General features: G+C 69.5%; 19 protein-coding genes. 7 read left to right on the plus strand and 12 right to left on the minus strand.

Annotated elements, in window-relative coordinates:
- The first annotated feature begins 9 nt into the window (after positions 1–9).
- Positions 10–894 (plus strand): 1,4-dihydroxy-2-naphthoate polyprenyltransferase, encoded by an 885-nt coding sequence (locus tag V6S67_RS14435; protein WP_334210885.1) that lies wholly within the window; start codon positions 10–12, stop codon positions 892–894.
- Positions 895–913: 19 nt separating this feature from the next.
- Here the strand turns inward: V6S67_RS14435 and V6S67_RS14440 are convergent, their stop codons facing one another.
- On the minus strand, positions 914–1,219 hold the full coding sequence (locus V6S67_RS14440; protein ID WP_334210886.1) for a DUF4229 domain-containing protein: 306 nt from the start codon (positions 1,217–1,219) through the stop codon (positions 914–916).
- Between the two features lie 30 nt (positions 1,220–1,249).
- Here V6S67_RS14440 and V6S67_RS14445 point away from each other — a divergent pair, with 30 nt between their 5' ends.
- Positions 1,250–1,711, plus strand: coding sequence for a PLD nuclease N-terminal domain-containing protein (locus V6S67_RS14445; RefSeq protein ID WP_334210887.1), 462 nt, complete (start codon positions 1,250–1,252; stop codon positions 1,709–1,711).
- Between the two features lie 222 nt (positions 1,712–1,933).
- On the opposite strand, the gene ccsB is transcribed toward V6S67_RS14445, so the two are convergent.
- Genes ccsB through V6S67_RS14470 form a run of 5 tightly spaced genes read right to left on the minus strand, consistent with a single transcriptional unit; the run spans position 1,934 to position 6,889 of the window.
- Positions 1,934–2,968 (minus strand): c-type cytochrome biogenesis protein CcsB, encoded by a 1,035-nt coding sequence (ccsB, locus tag V6S67_RS14450; protein WP_334210888.1) that lies wholly within the window; start codon positions 2,966–2,968, stop codon positions 1,934–1,936.
- Positions 2,968–4,719, minus strand: a complete 1,752-nt coding sequence (resB, locus tag V6S67_RS14455) for a cytochrome c biogenesis protein ResB (protein ID WP_334210889.1) — start codon at positions 4,717–4,719, stop codon at positions 2,968–2,970. Before resB ends, ccsB begins: the two co-directional genes overlap by 1 nt.
- Positions 4,720–4,735: 16 nt before the next feature.
- Positions 4,736–5,533 (minus strand): cytochrome c biogenesis CcdA family protein, encoded by a 798-nt coding sequence (locus tag V6S67_RS14460; protein ID WP_334211611.1) that lies wholly within the window; start codon positions 5,531–5,533, stop codon positions 4,736–4,738.
- 21 nt (positions 5,534–5,554) lie between these two features.
- Entirely contained in the window at positions 5,555–6,175 is a 621-nt protein-coding gene (locus V6S67_RS14465; protein ID WP_334210890.1) for a TlpA family protein disulfide reductase, read from the minus strand.
- 39 nt (positions 6,176–6,214) lie between these two features.
- Positions 6,215–6,889, minus strand: a complete 675-nt coding sequence (locus V6S67_RS14470) for a histidine phosphatase family protein (RefSeq protein ID WP_334210891.1) — start codon at positions 6,887–6,889, stop codon at positions 6,215–6,217.
- Positions 6,890–7,058: 169 nt separating this feature from the next.
- On the opposite strand from V6S67_RS14470, the gene V6S67_RS14475 reads away from it, so the two are divergent.
- Together V6S67_RS14475 and V6S67_RS14480 are read left to right on the plus strand one after the other, a co-directional pair.
- The gene (locus tag V6S67_RS14475) at positions 7,059–7,616 is read left to right on the plus strand and encodes a YceI family protein (protein ID WP_334210892.1); all 558 of its coding nucleotides are present in this window, start codon (positions 7,059–7,061) and stop codon (positions 7,614–7,616) included.
- Positions 7,617–7,861: 245 nt separating this feature from the next.
- The gene (locus V6S67_RS14480; protein WP_334210893.1) at positions 7,862–8,563 is read left to right on the plus strand and encodes a hypothetical protein; all 702 of its coding nucleotides are present in this window, start codon (positions 7,862–7,864) and stop codon (positions 8,561–8,563) included.
- A 40-nt stretch (positions 8,564–8,603) separates the two neighbouring features.
- On the opposite strand, the gene V6S67_RS14485 is transcribed toward V6S67_RS14480, so the two are convergent.
- Together V6S67_RS14485 and V6S67_RS14490 are read right to left on the minus strand one after the other, a co-directional pair.
- Positions 8,604–9,311, minus strand: coding sequence for a redox-sensing transcriptional repressor Rex (locus V6S67_RS14485; protein ID WP_334210894.1), 708 nt, complete (start codon positions 9,309–9,311; stop codon positions 8,604–8,606).
- A 135-nt stretch (positions 9,312–9,446) separates the two neighbouring features.
- A complete protein-coding gene (locus V6S67_RS14490; RefSeq protein ID WP_334211612.1) occupies positions 9,447–9,701 on the minus strand; it encodes a glutaredoxin family protein in 255 nt (84 codons plus the stop codon).
- Positions 9,702–9,790: 89 nt separating this feature from the next.
- Between V6S67_RS14490 and V6S67_RS14495 the strand changes: the two genes are divergently transcribed.
- Positions 9,791–10,603 (plus strand): HAD family hydrolase, encoded by an 813-nt coding sequence (locus tag V6S67_RS14495; RefSeq protein ID WP_334210895.1) that lies wholly within the window; start codon positions 9,791–9,793, stop codon positions 10,601–10,603.
- Positions 10,604–10,801: 198 nt separating this feature from the next.
- Here V6S67_RS14495 and V6S67_RS14500 read toward each other — a convergent pair whose 3' ends face one another.
- The 4 genes from V6S67_RS14500 to V6S67_RS14515 form a co-directional block, all read right to left on the minus strand.
- Positions 10,802–10,900: a 30S ribosomal protein bS22 gene (locus V6S67_RS14500; protein WP_003792170.1), complete on the minus strand. Its 99-nt coding sequence runs from the start codon at positions 10,898–10,900 to the stop codon at positions 10,802–10,804.
- 185 nt (positions 10,901–11,085) lie between these two features.
- The gene (locus V6S67_RS14505; RefSeq protein WP_334210896.1) at positions 11,086–11,298 is read right to left on the minus strand and encodes a helix-turn-helix domain-containing protein; all 213 of its coding nucleotides are present in this window, start codon (positions 11,296–11,298) and stop codon (positions 11,086–11,088) included.
- A gap of 201 nt (positions 11,299–11,499) precedes the next feature.
- Positions 11,500–12,024 carry an ArsR/SmtB family transcription factor gene (locus V6S67_RS14510; RefSeq protein WP_334210897.1) on the minus strand — a complete coding sequence of 175 codons (525 nt, stop codon included), beginning with the start codon at positions 12,022–12,024 and terminating at the stop codon, positions 11,500–11,502.
- 54 nt (positions 12,025–12,078) lie between these two features.
- Complete coding sequence (locus V6S67_RS14515; RefSeq protein ID WP_442884886.1) at positions 12,079–13,275, minus strand: acetoin utilization protein AcuC; 1,197 nt, start codon at positions 13,273–13,275, stop codon at positions 12,079–12,081.
- Between the two features lie 170 nt (positions 13,276–13,445).
- Between V6S67_RS14515 and V6S67_RS14520 the strand changes: the two genes are divergently transcribed.
- The gene (locus tag V6S67_RS14520; protein ID WP_334210899.1) at positions 13,446–14,858 is read left to right on the plus strand and encodes a TrkH family potassium uptake protein; all 1,413 of its coding nucleotides are present in this window, start codon (positions 13,446–13,448) and stop codon (positions 14,856–14,858) included.
- Positions 14,851–15,519 (plus strand): potassium channel family protein, encoded by a 669-nt coding sequence (locus V6S67_RS14525; RefSeq protein ID WP_334210900.1) that lies wholly within the window; start codon positions 14,851–14,853, stop codon positions 15,517–15,519. Before V6S67_RS14520 ends, V6S67_RS14525 begins: the two co-directional genes overlap by 8 nt.
- Positions 15,520–15,522 lie beyond the last annotated feature (3 nt).

Genomic DNA, 15,522 nt, shown 5'->3' on the forward strand with positions numbered 1-15,522 from the left:
GACCTCCCCGTGGCGACTGCCGCACAGTGGCTTGAAGGAGCCCGCCCCCGTACCCTTCCCATGGCCTTCGCCCCCGTGATCATCGGGAGCGCGGCCGCGTTCGGCCTGGGCTCGTTCAAGCCGCTCAACGCGGTGCTCGCGGCGATCGTCTCGATCCTGCTGCAGGTGGGCGTGAACTACGCCAACGACTACTCGGACGGCATCCGCGGGACGGACGACGAGCGCGTGGGTCCGCTGCGCCTCACCGGGTCCGGGGTGGCCCGGCCCCACCAGGTGAGGAACGCGGCGTTCGCCTGCTTCGGCCTCGCCGTCCTCGCGGGTCTCGCGCTGATCCTGCTGTCGCAGGCGTGGGTGCTGCTGCTCGTGGGCGTGGGCTGCGTCGCCGCCGCGTGGGGCTACACCGGAGGCAAGAACCCGTACGGGTACCTGGGCCTGGGCGACCTGTTCGTCTTCGTGTTCTTCGGCCTCGTCGCCACGCTGGGCACCACCTTCACCCAGGCCGACCGGCTGAGCGCGGCGGCGTGGATCGGTGCGGTCAGCACGGGCCTGATCGCGATGGCCCTGCTCATGGCCAACAACGTGCGGGACATCCCTACGGACAGTGCGGTGGGCAAGCGGACCCTCGCGGTGCGGCTCGGGGACACCCCCGCGCGGATCAGCTATGTGATGATGCTCGCCGCCGCCGTCCTGCTGCCGCTCTTCCTCAGCTACGACTACCCGTGGGTGCTGCTCGTCCTGCTGCTCGTGCCGGCCTGCCTGATGCCGAGCTGGCTGATGCTCAAGGGCAAGAAGCGCAAGAGCCTCATCCCCGTCCTGAAGCAGACCGGCCTGATCAACCTGGCGTTCAGCGTCCTCTTCGCCGCAGGGATCGTGGTCACCACCGCCCTCGCCTGATCGGGCCGCAGCGTCCGGATCAGGCCGGGTTGCCGCGCGGTTTACGGTCCGCGTTGACCGGGGTGTTGGGGTCCAGGGCATCCTCGGCGGCGGCGTCGTCGACCTCGACGGCCGTCCGCACGGGCGGGGCACCGGGGGTGAACCGGCGCTGCAGCGTGGCCGCGGCAGCGTCGCGCAGGTTCCGTGCGAAGAGGTAGGTCACGCACCAGGCGAGGACCGCGGCGACCACCGCGGAGAGGAACAAACCGAGGCCCAGCAGCACGCACGCCACGTAGAAGACGATGATCAGGAGCAGGCGCAGTGCTGTGAATTTGAGGAAGGCCACGCTCCAAGTTTACTCGCCTACAATTGGCGCATGCCCCGCCTCCTCCTCTTCGCCGCGATCCTGGCGGTCGCCGTCGTCATCTACGCGCTGATCGATTGCGTCATGAGCCGCAAACACGAAGTGCGGAGCATCTCGAAGACCGCCTGGTTCCTCACCATCCTCCTGCTGCCGATCATCGGCGCCGGTATGTGGTTCCTGTTCGGCCGCCCCCGCAAGCAGGGTCCGTCCGGGCCGCGACGCCCCTCGCCGCGCCAGCCCACCGCGCCGGACGACGACCCCGCATTCCTGCAGAACCTCGAGACGCAGCGCTGGCAGCGGGCCCGCGAGGAGGAGAGGCGCCGACGCGAGCAGGAGCAGAAGGAGCGCGACGCGAAGGAACGCGACGCGAAGGAGCGCGGGACCGACAAGGACTCCCCCGCCCGCGACGACAAGCACGACGGCGAGGGCAACGACGACGCCGGCTCCGGCTCAGCGGGAGCCCACCACCCCTGACGGGAAGTCCCCCGCCGATCAGCACCGCCCAGCACCACCGCCCAGCACCACCGCCCAGCACCACCGCCCAGCAGGACGATCATGCCCACCGAGCCGCACAGCCCGGTGGGCATCGTCGTTCCCGGCCCTCGGACCGCCCGGCGCCGTGCGCGATGAGCACACGTCCCGGACGCACGAGAGCCCCGCAGCGGATGCTGCGGGGCTCTCGTGCGGGGCGCCTGGTCAGACGCCGGAGTAGCTGTGCAGTCCCGAGAAGTAGATGTTCACGATCGTGAAGTTGAAGACGATGCAGAGGTACCCGACGATCGACAGCCACGCCGCTCGGGTGCCCGTCCAGCCGCGTGTCGCGCGGGCGTGCAGGTAGCCGGCGTAGACCGTCCAGATCACGAACGTCCAGACCTCCTTGGTGTCCCAGCCCCAGTACCGGCCCCAGGCCTGCTCGGCCCAGATGGCGCCGGCCATCAGGGTGAAGGTCCAGCCGACGAACGCCACGGCGTTGAGGCGGTACGACAGGTTCTCCAGGCTCAGGGCTGACGGCACGAGGCGCAGGAACCGGGCGGTGTCGGCCTTGCCGGCGAGGAGCTTGGCCTCGCGCGAGGTCTGCAGGAGCTGCAGCACCGACATGGCGAACGTGATGGTGAAGAGCGCCGAGGACGCCACCGCGATGGAGACGTGCACGATCAGCCAGTAGCTCTGCAGGGCCGGGATGAGGCGGGCGACGGGCGTCGGGAAGCCGACGGTCGCGGCGCACAGCATGATGACCACGAGCCCCACCACGAAGGAGCCCACGAAACGGAGGTCCTTGCGCGTGAGCGTGACGAGGAAGATGAGCGCGACGAGGAACGCACCCGTGGTGCAGAACTCGTACATGTTGCCCCACGGCACCCGGTGCGCTGCGACGCCACGCGTGATGACGGCGGCGCCGTGGATCACCGCGGCCAGGACGGTGAGCGAGACGGCCACGCGGGCCCGTCCGCGCCGGGGGCCGGAGCCGTAGTCCATGGAGTCGTCGGCCGTCGCCGGTGCGGTGGGGACGTCCGCCGTCGAGGACCCTGCCCCGCGCACGCCGACCCCGGCGAGGGCGCGGGCCGGAACAGCCTTCTCGCCGGCGAGGCGCGACTCGAGCGCACCGATGGTCGAGCTCGACTTCACGAGGTCGAGCACGAAGAAGACCAGGGCCACCACATAGGCGATGGAGGCCAGCAGCATGAAGAGCTCACTGACCTGCCCGAGCTCGGCATTGACTGGTTGTGGCATCAGATGTCCTTTGCGTCGTGGTGCGCGGAGCCGGCTGCCGGCTGCGCGGCCTCCTGCTCCCTATGGTCCCCCGCGGGTGCGGACGGGACCAGCCAGTGGTCCGCCAGCAGTTTCTCGACAGCCCTCCCCTCGGCGAGGAGCCGGGGGTCCTCGCCTCGGGCCAGCAGTCCGTATTCCAGCATGATGCGTCCGTCCGGGTGTTCCCCGGTCCGTACCCACAGCCTGCGACGCCCGATGAACAGGGACGCCGTGAGCCCGAGCAGGGCCAGCGTCGAGAACACGAGGGCTCCCACCTCGCCCGGGTCGTGGTGGATGTCCAGGGCGATGTAGCGCTTGAGCCCGTCGAACGTGACCGACCCCTTGCCCTCGGGCAGGTCGTAGGTCTGACCGACGCCGAGCACGATGCCGCCGTCGTCGTTGTTCCGGCTGTTGAGCTCGGTCAGGTCCTCCGTGTCGAGGACGTAGACGTTCTCCGGGGTGCCGTCGTCAAGCCCCAGGTCCCCGTAGTAGGAGTTGAGGTTGAGCTGCGGATTGAAGGGGTCCGGGTCCCGCGAGAAGGACACGCCCTGCTCGTCGACGAACGCCGTGGGGAGGAAGAAGCCGACGAAGCCGAGCTGGTCCGGCTTGGCGTCCGGCGCCTTGAGGACGAACAGGGAGGTGTAGAGGCCGTCCGACGGGACCGAGACGACGGGACCCTGCGACGCGATGTTGCCCTCGCCGTCGCGCACGGTCACGACGGGCGCGTAGCCGTTGCCGACGAGGTACACGTTCGTGCCACCGATGGTGAGCGGTGCGTTGACCTTGAGGACCTGCTGCTCCTCCTCCTCGCCGGGGCCGTCCTGCGTGGTGACGGCGGCGGTGAAGTCGAGCGGCTGGCCGTAGTGGCTCTCCTGCTCGCGGTCGAAGCGGACGTCGAAGGAGTCGAGGCGGAGGGAGTACGGCGTGAGCCGGTCGTCGGAGAAGTTGGAGCCGGGGTTGAAGCTGTCGTAGCCGATGAGCGTGTTGACGAAGCTCTCACCCTCGACGACGACCTTCTGCCCGTTGTAGCCGAAGAGCCCGCCGACGGCGACGGAGACCAGCACACCGATCAGGGACGTGTGGAACACGAGGTTGCCGAGTTCCTTGGCGAGGCCGCGCTCGGCACCGACGGACGGACGCTCCGTGCCCGCGTCGCGCACGTCCACCCGGTACCCGCGCTTCTTCAGGAGCGCGGCGGCCTGCCCGGCAGCGGCGGCGGGGGTGAGCCCGGTGTCCCGGGCATGGAGAGCGGGCACCTCGAGCGTGCCGTAGACGGGCAGGCGCGAGAGCCGCTTGGGCGTGCGCGGGGGCTTCGACCGGACGGCCCTGAAGTGGGCGATGGCACGCGGGACCACGCAGCCGATGAGCGACACGAACAGCAGGAGGTAGATCGCGGAGAACCAGACCGACGAATAGACGTCGAAGAGCTGGAACCAGTCGAGCACGGGCCCGGTGTCGGGGTTGTCCTGGAGGTACTGCGTGACGACGGCGGGGTTCGCGGGCCGCTGCGGGAACAGCGAACCGGGCACGGCCGCGACGGCGAGGAGCAGGAGCAGGAACAGTGCGGTCCGCATGCTCGTCAGCTGGGTCCACGCCCACCGCAGGGTGCCGAGGAACCCGAGCGAGGGCAGGACGACGTCGGACCCGGCGCGCGCGGCGCCCGCCCTGTCCCTCGTGTCCTGCGAGACGTCCTGCTTCACTGTGCCCTTCCCATCGGTCGTGAGCTCGTGCATGATGCGGTGCTGCGGGTCATATCGGCAGGACCACGTTCCCGATCAGCAGATCCTGCAGCTGCGTGATGAGCAGGTTCCAGACGCCGCTCACCATGAGGACGCCGACGAGCACGAGCATCCCGCCCCCGGCCCGCTGCAGGAGCAGCCGGTGCTTGCGGAAGAACGCGAGTGCCCCCATGCCGCGGCGCACGCCGAGCGCGATCAGGACGAACGGCAACCCGAGCCCCACGCAGTAGACGAACGTGAGTACGGCGCCCTTGAGGGCCGTGGCGTCGTCGCCGGAGATGGCGAGCAACTGGACGGCACCGAGGGTGGGCCCGATGCACGGCGCCCAGCCGAGGCCGAAGGTGACACCGAGCAGGGGTGCCCCCACCAGGCCGGCCGGTACCCTGGCGTGCACGCGGCTCTCACGCTGGAACCAGGAGAGGCCGCCCATGAAGACGATCCCCAGGAGGATCACGACGACGCCGAACACCTGGATGAGCCACCCCTGGGAGACACGCAGGAACGCGCCGAGCTGCCCGAACAGCGTGCCGTAGGCCATGAAGACCGCGGAGAAACCGAGGACGAACAGTCCGATCCCCGCGACCATGCGCCCCCTCTTCTGCTTCTCGAGGTCCACCCCGGTCAGTCCCGTGACGTACCCGAGGTACCCGGGAACCAGCGGCAGGACACAGGGTGAGGCGAAGGAGACGAGGCCGGCCAGCAGGGCCACCGGCAGGGCGAGCAGCATCGAACCGTTCAGGACGGCGTCGGCGAAGCCGTTCCCCGCGGCGAGCGGGACGGACACCGGCAGGATCGTCGGGGGATTCATCGGCACGGCGCGACAGGCGCGCTACTCGGCAAGGGCATCGGCGATCAGGGCCTTGAGCGTGCTGCGGTCCGCGAGGCCGAGGATCCGGGCGGAGACCCGCCCCTCGCGGTCGAGGACGATCGTCGTGGGAACGGCCTGCGGCGGCACGTACTGCGTCATGTCGAGCAGCACCCTGCCGTCCTTGTCGTCGAAACTGCCGTAGGGGATGCCGAAGCTGCGTTCGAAGGCCTCGGCCGTCGCACGCTCGTCGCGGATGTTCACGCCATAGAAGGCGGCGCCCTGCGGGCCGAACTCGTCGTGCAGCGACACCAGGTCCGGAGCCTCCTCGCGGCAGGGGGCGCAGGAGGCGTACCAGAAGTTGAGGACGGTCACCTGGCCGTCCCACTCCTCGCTGGACACGGAGGTGCCGTCGAACAGGGCTCCCGTGACCTCGACGGGCTCGCCCCGGTCCGCCTCGGCGTACTCGGTGACGGAACCGTCACCGGCGATGTAGTTCTTGCCGTCGCCCGCGGCCGCCTGCTGCGCGAGCGGGTCCTCGGCCGCACACGACGTCACCGCGAGCGAGACGGGCACGGTGAAGGCCAGTGCCATCCCCAGCGTGAGCAGGCGACGACGCTTCGTGGAGCGAATGCTTGAAGTCACGGCATCTTCCGTTGATTTCTACGACGTGTAGTAATTCTATTACGCCCCGGGGACATTCGCCGCACCGGGCAGCAGGTCGGCACAGGGCTCGGCGTAGCGCACCCGCTCGATGGTGTCGCCCACGAAGTCGATCGACGTGATCGACGTGAGGGTGCACTCACGCTGCCGCGGGTCGTGCCACAGCCGGCGGTGCTCCGCGGCGAGCCGCGTGACCCAGATGGGGAGCTGGTGGCTGACCAGGATGGCCTCGGCGGGGCGGTCCGAGGTGTCCCCGGCGCGTTCCACGGCGCGGCGGCGCGCATCCTGCACGCCCGCGAGCACGCGCTCGGCCTGCTGGGCGTAGGGCTCGCCCCACGACGGCCGGAAGGGGTTGACGAGCAGCGGCCAGTAGCGCGGCTGGCGGAGCCGGCTCTTGATCCGCGACATCCCTTCGAACCGGTTGTCCGCCTCGATGATGCGCGGATCGGTGGTGATGTCGAGGCCGAGCGCCTCCGCGACCGGCTGCGCCGTCTCCTGCGCCCGGACGAGCGGGGAGGCCACGAGGTGCACGATGTTGGCCCCGGAGCGACGCCGTTCCTCGAAGTGGCCGGCCATCTGTGCGGCCATCCGGCGGCCCAGGTCGGAGAGGTGGAATTCGGGGAGGCGTCCGTACAGGACACCCTCGGGGTTGTGGACCTCACCGTGGCGCACCAGGTGGACGGTTGATCGCTGCATTCCTCCAGTTTCCCGCATGCTCGTGCACGAGTGCGAATCGGTGAACCCGCACCTCGACCCGCGGTACGGCGTGGTTTGTTGAACATTTGACTGATTCGTGGAATAAATCATGCATACGCATGCTTATCTTTGACGTACAGATCGTCCGGTCCACCCTCAGGAGTTCATCATGACTGTTCCCTCCAGCCTCACCGCAGGTACCTGGTCCTTCGACCCCGCCCACAGCGAGGTCGGGTTCAGCGTCCGCCACGCCGGCATCAGCAAGGTGCGCGGCTCCTTCGGCGACGTCGACGCCTCCCTCACCGTGGGGTCCTCGCTCGAGGACTCCAGCATCTCGGCGACCATCCGCACCGCCTCCTTCACCTCGGGTGACGCCAACCGCGACGGCCACGTCAAGGGCGCCGACTTCTTCGACGTCGAGGAGTTCCCCGAGATGACCTTCGTCTCCACCTCCCACGAGGGCTCGGGCGAGACCTACCGCATCCACGGCGACCTGACCATCCGCGGCATCACCAAGTCCGTGGTGCTCGACGCCGAGTTCAACGGCGTGGCCGTGGACCCCTTCGGCGCCACCCGCGCGGGCGTCTCCGCCTCCACGAGCATCTCCCGCAAGGACTTCGGCCTCACCTGGAATGCGGCCCTCGAGGCCGGCGGAGTGCTGGTGGGCGACAAGGTGACCATCACCATCGAGGCAGCCTTCGTGGCCCCCGTCGTCGCGACGGTCTGATCCACCCGATCCGACCCACCGGCCTGATTCGTCCGGCCTGATCCACCCAGCTGATCCTCTGCGGCCTTCGAGCCGCCCGCACCAGCCGGCGCCGTCCCCGTGACGGCGCCGGCTGTTGCCGTTGGGCCCTGTTCCGGCCGGGAACCGACGAACTAGTCTTGCAGTGACCACATCCGCGCCGGGTACGTCCAATGGGGGCACCGGCGCACGGATGACCGCACCGCAGCGCAACGGAGGACGCCGAGATGAGCACGCCACAGGACGACCCAGGAACAGGGCAGGGCGGGCAGGCCTGGAACCCGCCCGGAACGAGCGGCGGCCAGACGCCGGCGGGCCAGTACGGCCAGCAGGGCCAGCAGGGCCAGCCGGGTCAGTACGGCCAGCCAGGCCAGTACGGCCAGCCAGGCCAGTACGGCCAGCAGGGCCAGCCCGGCTACCAGGCGGCCCAGCCCTACGCGTATCCCGGCGGCGGTGCGCTGCCTCAGCAGGCGGACAAGGGCCCGGCACCGAGGGAGGTCATGAGGGCCTACTACCTCATCCTGGCGGCCGGCGCCCTGTACCTCGTCTCTTCCGTCATCACCTCGCTGACGATGGACACGGCAGGCCTCCCCGGTGCGTCCGTGGGTGTGGCGTTCGGGCTGGTGTTCGCCGTCGTCTTCACGGCCATCTACGTGGTCCTGGCCCTCTTCATCCGGCGTGGCCAGAACTGGGCTCGCATCACCGCGACCGTGCTGGCGGCGCTCGACGTCCTGGCGGTCGCCTCGACCCTGCTGCTCACGCCGCTCGCGAGCGAGGCGGCCGCGACGAGCGGTCAGGCCATCCCGCCCACCTCCGGACTGGCGACGGCCCTCAGCGTGCTCGTGATGCTCCTCGGCGTCGCGGGTGTCGTGATGACCTGGCTGAAGCCCGCGCGGCCCTACTTCGTGCCGCAGAAATTCGGGTACTGAGCGGGTAGGCACAGCCCGCGGCGGTTCCGCCGCGTCATGATCACTGGGCGCGGGAGATCGGACCGAGGTCCGGCTCCTGCGCCCTCTGTGCGTGATAGGCCAGGATCTGCAGTTCCGTGGCCATGTCCACCTTGCGCAGCTGCACGTGCGGCGGCACCTGCAGGACCACGGGCGCGAAGCTGAGGATGCTCGAGATGCCCGCTGCAACGAGCCTGTCACACAGCTCCTGGGCGACCGCCCCGGGCACGGAGAGCACCGCCATGTTGGTGCGCGTCCTCTCCAGCACCGCCTCGAGGTCGTCGACGGCGTTGACGCGGAGGTAGCCGACCTCCGCCCCCACCACGAGCTGGTCGGCGTCGAAGAGCGCCACGATCTCGAAGCCCCGTGACACGAAGCCGGAGTACCCGGCGAGCGCGCGGCCGAGATTACCGGCCCCGATGATGGCCACCCGCCAGTCGAGGGTGAGGCCGAGGGCGAGGGAGATCTGGCGGTTGAGGACCTGCACGTCGTAGCCGACCCCCCGGGTTCCGTACGAGCCCAGGTAGGAGAGGTCCTTGCGCAGCATCGGCGAGTTCACCCCGGCCGCGTCCGCCAGCTCCTCCGAGGACACGCGTTCGGTACCCTCCGCCAGCAGCGCGTTAAGGGCCCGCAGGTAGATGGTGAGGCGGGCCACGGAGGCGGGCGGGATGTGGCGGGCTCCGTCCCCCACGGGGTGGAGGCCTGGCATGTCCGGTGGTGTCACTGTCATCGGCTCCGTTGCTAGCGCCACCGTCCGCGGTGGGCGGGCGGGCCCTCCGGCACCTCGTCGTCGGGGGCGGAAGTACCCCCACTGTATGCCGAGCGTGCGGGGTCACCAAGCCGGCGATCGGAAGCCTCGGCCGGCTCACGCACCCGGCGTCGGGGACAGCAGCCGGCGGAGCCTAGCCTCGTCGATCGACCAGAAATCGCGCTGCACGCCGTCGATGAACAGGACCGGCAGTTCCTCGGCGAAGCGCTCCCCGAGCGCGGGTGCCTCGACCACGGAGAGCTCCCGCCAGCCCAGCCCGACGTCGGCCGTCACCCGCGCCACCACCGCCCGCGCATTCTCGCACAGGTGGCACTCGGGGCGGGTGAGGAGCACGACGCCGGGGCCCGGCATCTCGGCTGGCGTTTCCATCCCCCCACCGTACTGCCGCGCCGCGGCGAGGGTCGGCAGAGGGGCGGGGAGGGAAGAACTACACTACGAACATGCCGGACGCCGCCCGGGCCACGCAGCCCCTCCCAGAGCCCCCGGCACCCCTCAGGGGGGAAGCGGCGTTCTTCGACGTCGACAACACCATGATGCGGGGCGCGAGCCTCTTCCATGTGGCCCGGAAGATGTACCAGCGGAAGGCGTTCACCCTGCGTTTCGCCGCAGGCCTGGCATGGAAGCAGCTCCGCTTCATCATGCGCGGCGAGACCATGACCGACGTGAACTCGGTGCGCGATGCCGCCCTCGCCTTCGCCATCGGCATCGCCCACGAGGACATCCTGGCGCTCGGCGAGGAGGTCTACGACGAGATGATCGCGTCCAAGATCTGGCCGGGCGCCCGCGCCCTGGCCGAGCAGCACCTCTCCTCCGGCCGGCAGGTCTGGCTCGTGACGGGGACCCCCGTGGAGGTGGCGGGCGTCATCTCCAGCCGGCTGGGCCTGACCGGCGCCCTCGGGACGGTGGGGGAAGTAGCCGACGGCCTCTACACGGGCAAGCTGGTCGGCGAGTTCCTGCACGGCCCGGCCAAGGCGGCCGCCGTCCTGATCCTCGCGGAACGCGAGAACCTCGACCTCGCACGGTGCTGGGGATACAGCGACTCCTACAACGACATCCCCCTGCTGAGCGTCGTCGGCCACCCCGTCGCCATCAACCCGGACAGCAGACTGCGACGCCATGCCCGCGCGAACAACTGGCCCGTGTACGACTTCCGCAGCGGACGCCGCGCCGCCACGTTCGGCCTGCGTGCTGCCACCGTCGCCGGGTCCGTCTACGGTCTGTGGCGCGGCTTCTCACGCTTCCGGAGCCGCTGACCACGTTCCGCCGTCGCGGCGGGCCCGTCCTGATCCCGCGTCCTGCCCGTCCTGATCCAGCGTCCTGCCCGTCCTGATGCAGCGGCCAGCCCGTCCTGATCCAGCATCCCGCCCGCGAACGACGACGGCCCGGGCCCCCACCACAGGGGCGGGGATCCGGGCCGGTCGGCGCGCACCGGCTCGAGGCCGGGCGGCTGGCTACTTCTTGTTGCGGCGCTGGTGACGCGTCTTGCGAAGCAGTTTGCGGTGCTTCTTCTTCGCCATACGCTTGCGGCGCTTCTTGATTACTGAACCCATAGAGTCCTCACAGACGGTCGTGGTGCCAGCGCGGACCGCGGCCTGAAGCCGGTGAGCCAGCACTGGTGGCGGAAGGCACGTGCCTGGTGGCAGCTGCCCTGATGAAGTCGGGCGGGCCGAAAGCCCGCCCAAAACGCTCCTTAACAGCGTACATCCGTTTGGAGAACAGGCCGGACGGCCGGGACTCAGGCGCTCTCGGACTGCCCGTCCACCTGGGCGCTGCGCAGGAAGTTCCCGACGGCGGACTCGGGGACACGGTAGGAGCGGCCGAACTGCACAGCCGGCAGCTCCCCTGCATGGACGAGCCTGTACACGGTCATCTTCGACACGCGCATGAGGTCGGCCACCTCCGCGACCGTCAGGAACTGCACATCCGAGAAGGAATTCCCGTCTGCCATCTCACCACTTTTCCTTTGCATGGGACCGCGCTTCACCTGAGACCGGCATCGAGAAGCTTATCGCGGGGCGACCCCGTCCGGCGTGTCGCCTTGTAGCAAAAGGATTATCCGTCTATCGGATCACTGTAGTGGCTGGAGTGACGGATGTGAAAGCCCTTCGCGGACCGCTGCACCACCGATCTCCCGGGCGCCTGGACGCTCCTACGAGGACGGATCGCGACGACGGCGCAGCTGCGAGAGCAGATCGGCTGCCCGCTCGGCCGCCCGGCCCATGGTCCTGCCGATCTGGGGGCGCGGGACGTCCACCTCCGTGGGCGCCGGCCCTGCGAGGACCGCCGCAGCCAGCACCCCGGCGTCGGCCGGCTCGGGGTCGACGGCGGCAATCGTCTCCGCGAGGGCCTCGGGCAGCGGAGCGGGACGATCGTGCTGCGCGCCGGCGTCGGCCGGCAGCCCGTCCGGGAGACCCTCCATGTCGAAGCCCGCGAGCCACTCCCGGACGTGGCCGAGCGGCGCCGTCTCCAGCGAGTAGTAACGCTTCTGGCCCTGGGCGCGCATGGTGACGAGCCCTGCTTCCCGCAGGACCTTCAGGTGCTTGGACACCGTCGGCTGGCTCACCTGCAGTTCGACCACGAGCTCGCCCACCGCCATGTCGCCGTCGCGCAGCTGCCGCAGGATCTGCCGGCGTGTGCCTTCGGCGATGACGGCGAATACATCATCGATTCCCATCCGCCCACCCTAGCGATATATACGCCCCACGGCATCCTGCGGCGTGCCGCGCGTTCAGTCGAACCAGGGGTCGAGGCCGTGCAGGGGGAAGAGGGCCTTCCGCGTGGCCATCACGGTGCGGTCGAGATCGTCGTCGGGGTCGTAGCCGACCTCCCACGAACGCCACCACGTGTCGGCCCCGTCGCCCATGAGGCTCGGCGCCTCCATACCGTGCCGCTCCAGGACATACTCGCGCCAGGCGTCCGGCACAGGGGTCCTGGGGCCCGTGGTCGCTCCCGCCGCGACGGCGACGAGCAGGGCCCAGGACCGCGGGACGACGCTCGCGAGGGCGTACCCGCCCCCGCCCGTCGCGATCCACCGGCCCTCGCACAGGCGGTCCGCCAGCTCCCGGACGGCGAGCATCATGGCGTGCTGGGCGTCGACGCTGACCCGCAGGTTGGTGAGGGGGTCCTCCCGGTGGGAGTCGCACCCGTGCTGGCTCACGATGACATCCGGCGAGAACGCTGCGGCGAGCTGCGGGACGACGGCGTGGAAGGCCCGCAGGATCGCGGCGTCCCCGGCGGTCGTGGGCAGGGCGACGTTCACCGCGTAGCCCTCCGCATCCGGGCCGCCGATCTCTGCAGCGAAGCCCGTGCCCGGGAAGAGGCTCATCCCCGTCTCGTGGAGCGAGACGGTCATGACGCGCCGGTCGTTCCAGAAGATGCTCTGGGTGCCGTCGCCGTGATGGGCGTCGACGTCGATGTAGAGGACGCGCTGCGCGCCGCGGTCGAGCAGGCGCTGCACGGCGGCCGCGGCGTCGTTGTAGATGCAGAACCCGCTCGCCCGCGACCGTGCGGCGTGATGCATCCCTCCGCCGAAGTTCACCGCCCGGACGGCCCTGCCCGAGAGGACCGCGTCCGCTGCACCGAGGGACCCGCCGGCGAGCCGGGCACTGGCCTCGTGCATGCCCGCGAAGGCCGGGTTGTCCTCCGTGCCGAGCCCGCGGGCCGCGTCGGAGGCCTCCGGGTTGCGGCTCACGTGCCGGACGGCACGGATGTAGTCGGGGCTGTGGACCGTCGCGAGGTCCTCGTCCGACGCGACGGACGGCTCGGCGACCACCACGCCGTCGAGGTCGAGCAGACCGCAGTCGCGGACGAGGCGTGCGGTGAGATGCAGCCGCTCCGGGTTCATCGGGTGCCCGCCGCCGAAGTCGTAGGCCAGCATCGATTCGTTCCAGACGACCTGGAGGGGCACCGCTGACCTCGAGTGCATAGACATCCCTGCAAGGGTACGCGATGGGCGATATCCCGGCGACGCACCCGGATGGGATGCTTTACTACTGCAAGGACAATCCACCGCATCCACCCCTATTGGGGACCGGCGCGGGTGGACACGGTGCCGCTTCGGCGGGAGGACCAGCAAACGGGGCAGAGCGGGCGTCAATGGTAAGTCAACAGCCACGGTGGCTGACGGACGATCGACACGGATACGTCAGGCTGCTGGCCTCGGTCCGCGACTTCGTCGACTCCTTCGCGAACAGCTCCCCCGCCCGGCTCGCCCTCTTCATCTTCAGCGGTGTCATCCTCGTCTTCACGGTACTGCTCAGCCTGCCCGTGGCAGCCAGCGACAGGCAGGTCACACCCCTCCACGACGCCTTCTTCACCGCGGTGTCGGCGGTCTGCGTCACCGGCCTCACCGTCGTCTCCACTGCCACGCACTGGTCCTTCTTCGGCCAGCTGGTGATCCTGTTCGGCATCTTCATCGGCGGGCTGGGGACCCTGACCCTCGCCTCCCTCCTCGCCCTGATCGTGAGCAAGCGACTCGGGGTGCGCGGCAAGCTGCTGGCCCAGGAAGCCCTCAACAACGCGAGCCGCCTCGGTGAGATCGGCACGCTCCTGCGGATCGTCATCACCACCTCGGTGGTGATCGAGATCGTGCTCGCCGTCGTGCTGATCCCCCGCTTCATGATCCTCGGCGAACCCTGGTGGCAGGCGCTCTGGCACGGCGTCTTCTACTCGATCTCCGCCTTCAACAACGCCGGCTTCACCCCGCACAGCGACGGTCTGGTGCCCTACGAGACCGACCTCTGGATCCTGACGCCACTCATGGTCGGTGTCTTCCTCGGCAGCCTGGGCTTCCCGGTGATCATGGTCCTCGTCCAGGTACGGCACCGCTTCAGCAAGTGGACGCTGCACGCGAAGCTGACGGTGTACGTCTCGCTGATCCTCCTGGTGGCGGGGACCTTCGCCTGGGGCTTCCTCGAGTGGGAGAACGATCGGACCATCTCGAACCTCGGCGTCGTCGACAAGTCCATCCACGCCCTCTTCGCCTCGGTCATGACGCGCTCCGGCGGCTTCAACCTGGTGGACCAGAACGACATGAACTCGACGACGATGCTCCTCACCGACGCCCTCATGTTCGCGGGCGGCGGTTCGGCGTCGACCGCCGGAGGCATCAAGGTCACCACGATCGCCGTCATGTTCCTCGCCATCGTCGCGGAGGCGCGTGGAGACACCGACGTCCGCGTCTGGGGCCGCACCATCCCGCACGGCGTCATGCGCGTGGCCATCTCCGTGATCTTCATGGGCGCGACGCTCGTCCTGGTGGCCAGCGGTCTCATCCTCGCGCTCACCGACGAGTCCCTGGACAAGGTGGTCTTCGAAGTCATCTCGGCGTTCGCCACCGTCGGCCTCAGTACCAACCTGAGCGCCGAACTGCCCCCGGCGGGCAAGTACATCCTGTCCGCCCTGATGTTCGCAGGGCGGATGGGCACCATCACCCTCGCCTCGGCCCTGGCGCTGAGGCAACGCAGCACGCTGTACCGCTACCCCGACGAGAGGCCGATCATTGGCTGAAAGACCCGCCCACAACGCACCCGTCCTCGTGATCGGGCTCGGCCGCTTCGGTGCCGCCACGGCCGAGCAGCTCGTCCGGCAGGGCCGCGAGGTCCTGGCCATCGAGCGGGACCCGCAGCTGGTCCAGAAGTTCTCGGGCATCCTCACCCACGTGGTCGAGGCGGATGCGACCAACATCGACGCCCTCCGGCAGCTCGGCGCGCAGGAGTTCTCGGCCGCCGTCGTCGGAGTGGGCACCTCGATCGAATCCAGCGTGCTCATCACGGCCAACCTCGTGGATCTCGGCATCGACCACCTGTGGGTCAAGGCGATCACCCCCTCGCACGGCAAGATCCTGAAGCGCATCGGCGCCAACCACGTGATCTACCCCGAGGCCGACGCCGGACAGCGCGCCGCGCACCTCGTGGGCGGCCGGATGCTCGACTTCATCGAGTTCGACGACGGCTTCGCGATCGTGAAGATGTACCCGCCGAAGGAGACCCAGGGCTTCACGCTCGCGGAGTCCTCCGTGCGCTCGAAGTACGGCGTCACAGTGGTGGGCGTGAAATCGCCGGGCGAGGACTTCACGTATGCCCGCCCGGACACGAAGGTCTCCGGCCGGGACATGCTGATCGTGTCCGGTCACGTGGACCTGCTCGAGCGCTTTGCCGGCCGGCCCTAGGGT

The organism is Arthrobacter sp. Soc17.1.1.1, assembly GCF_036867195.1.
GTDB lineage: Bacteria > Actinomycetota > Actinomycetes > Actinomycetales > Micrococcaceae > Arthrobacter_D.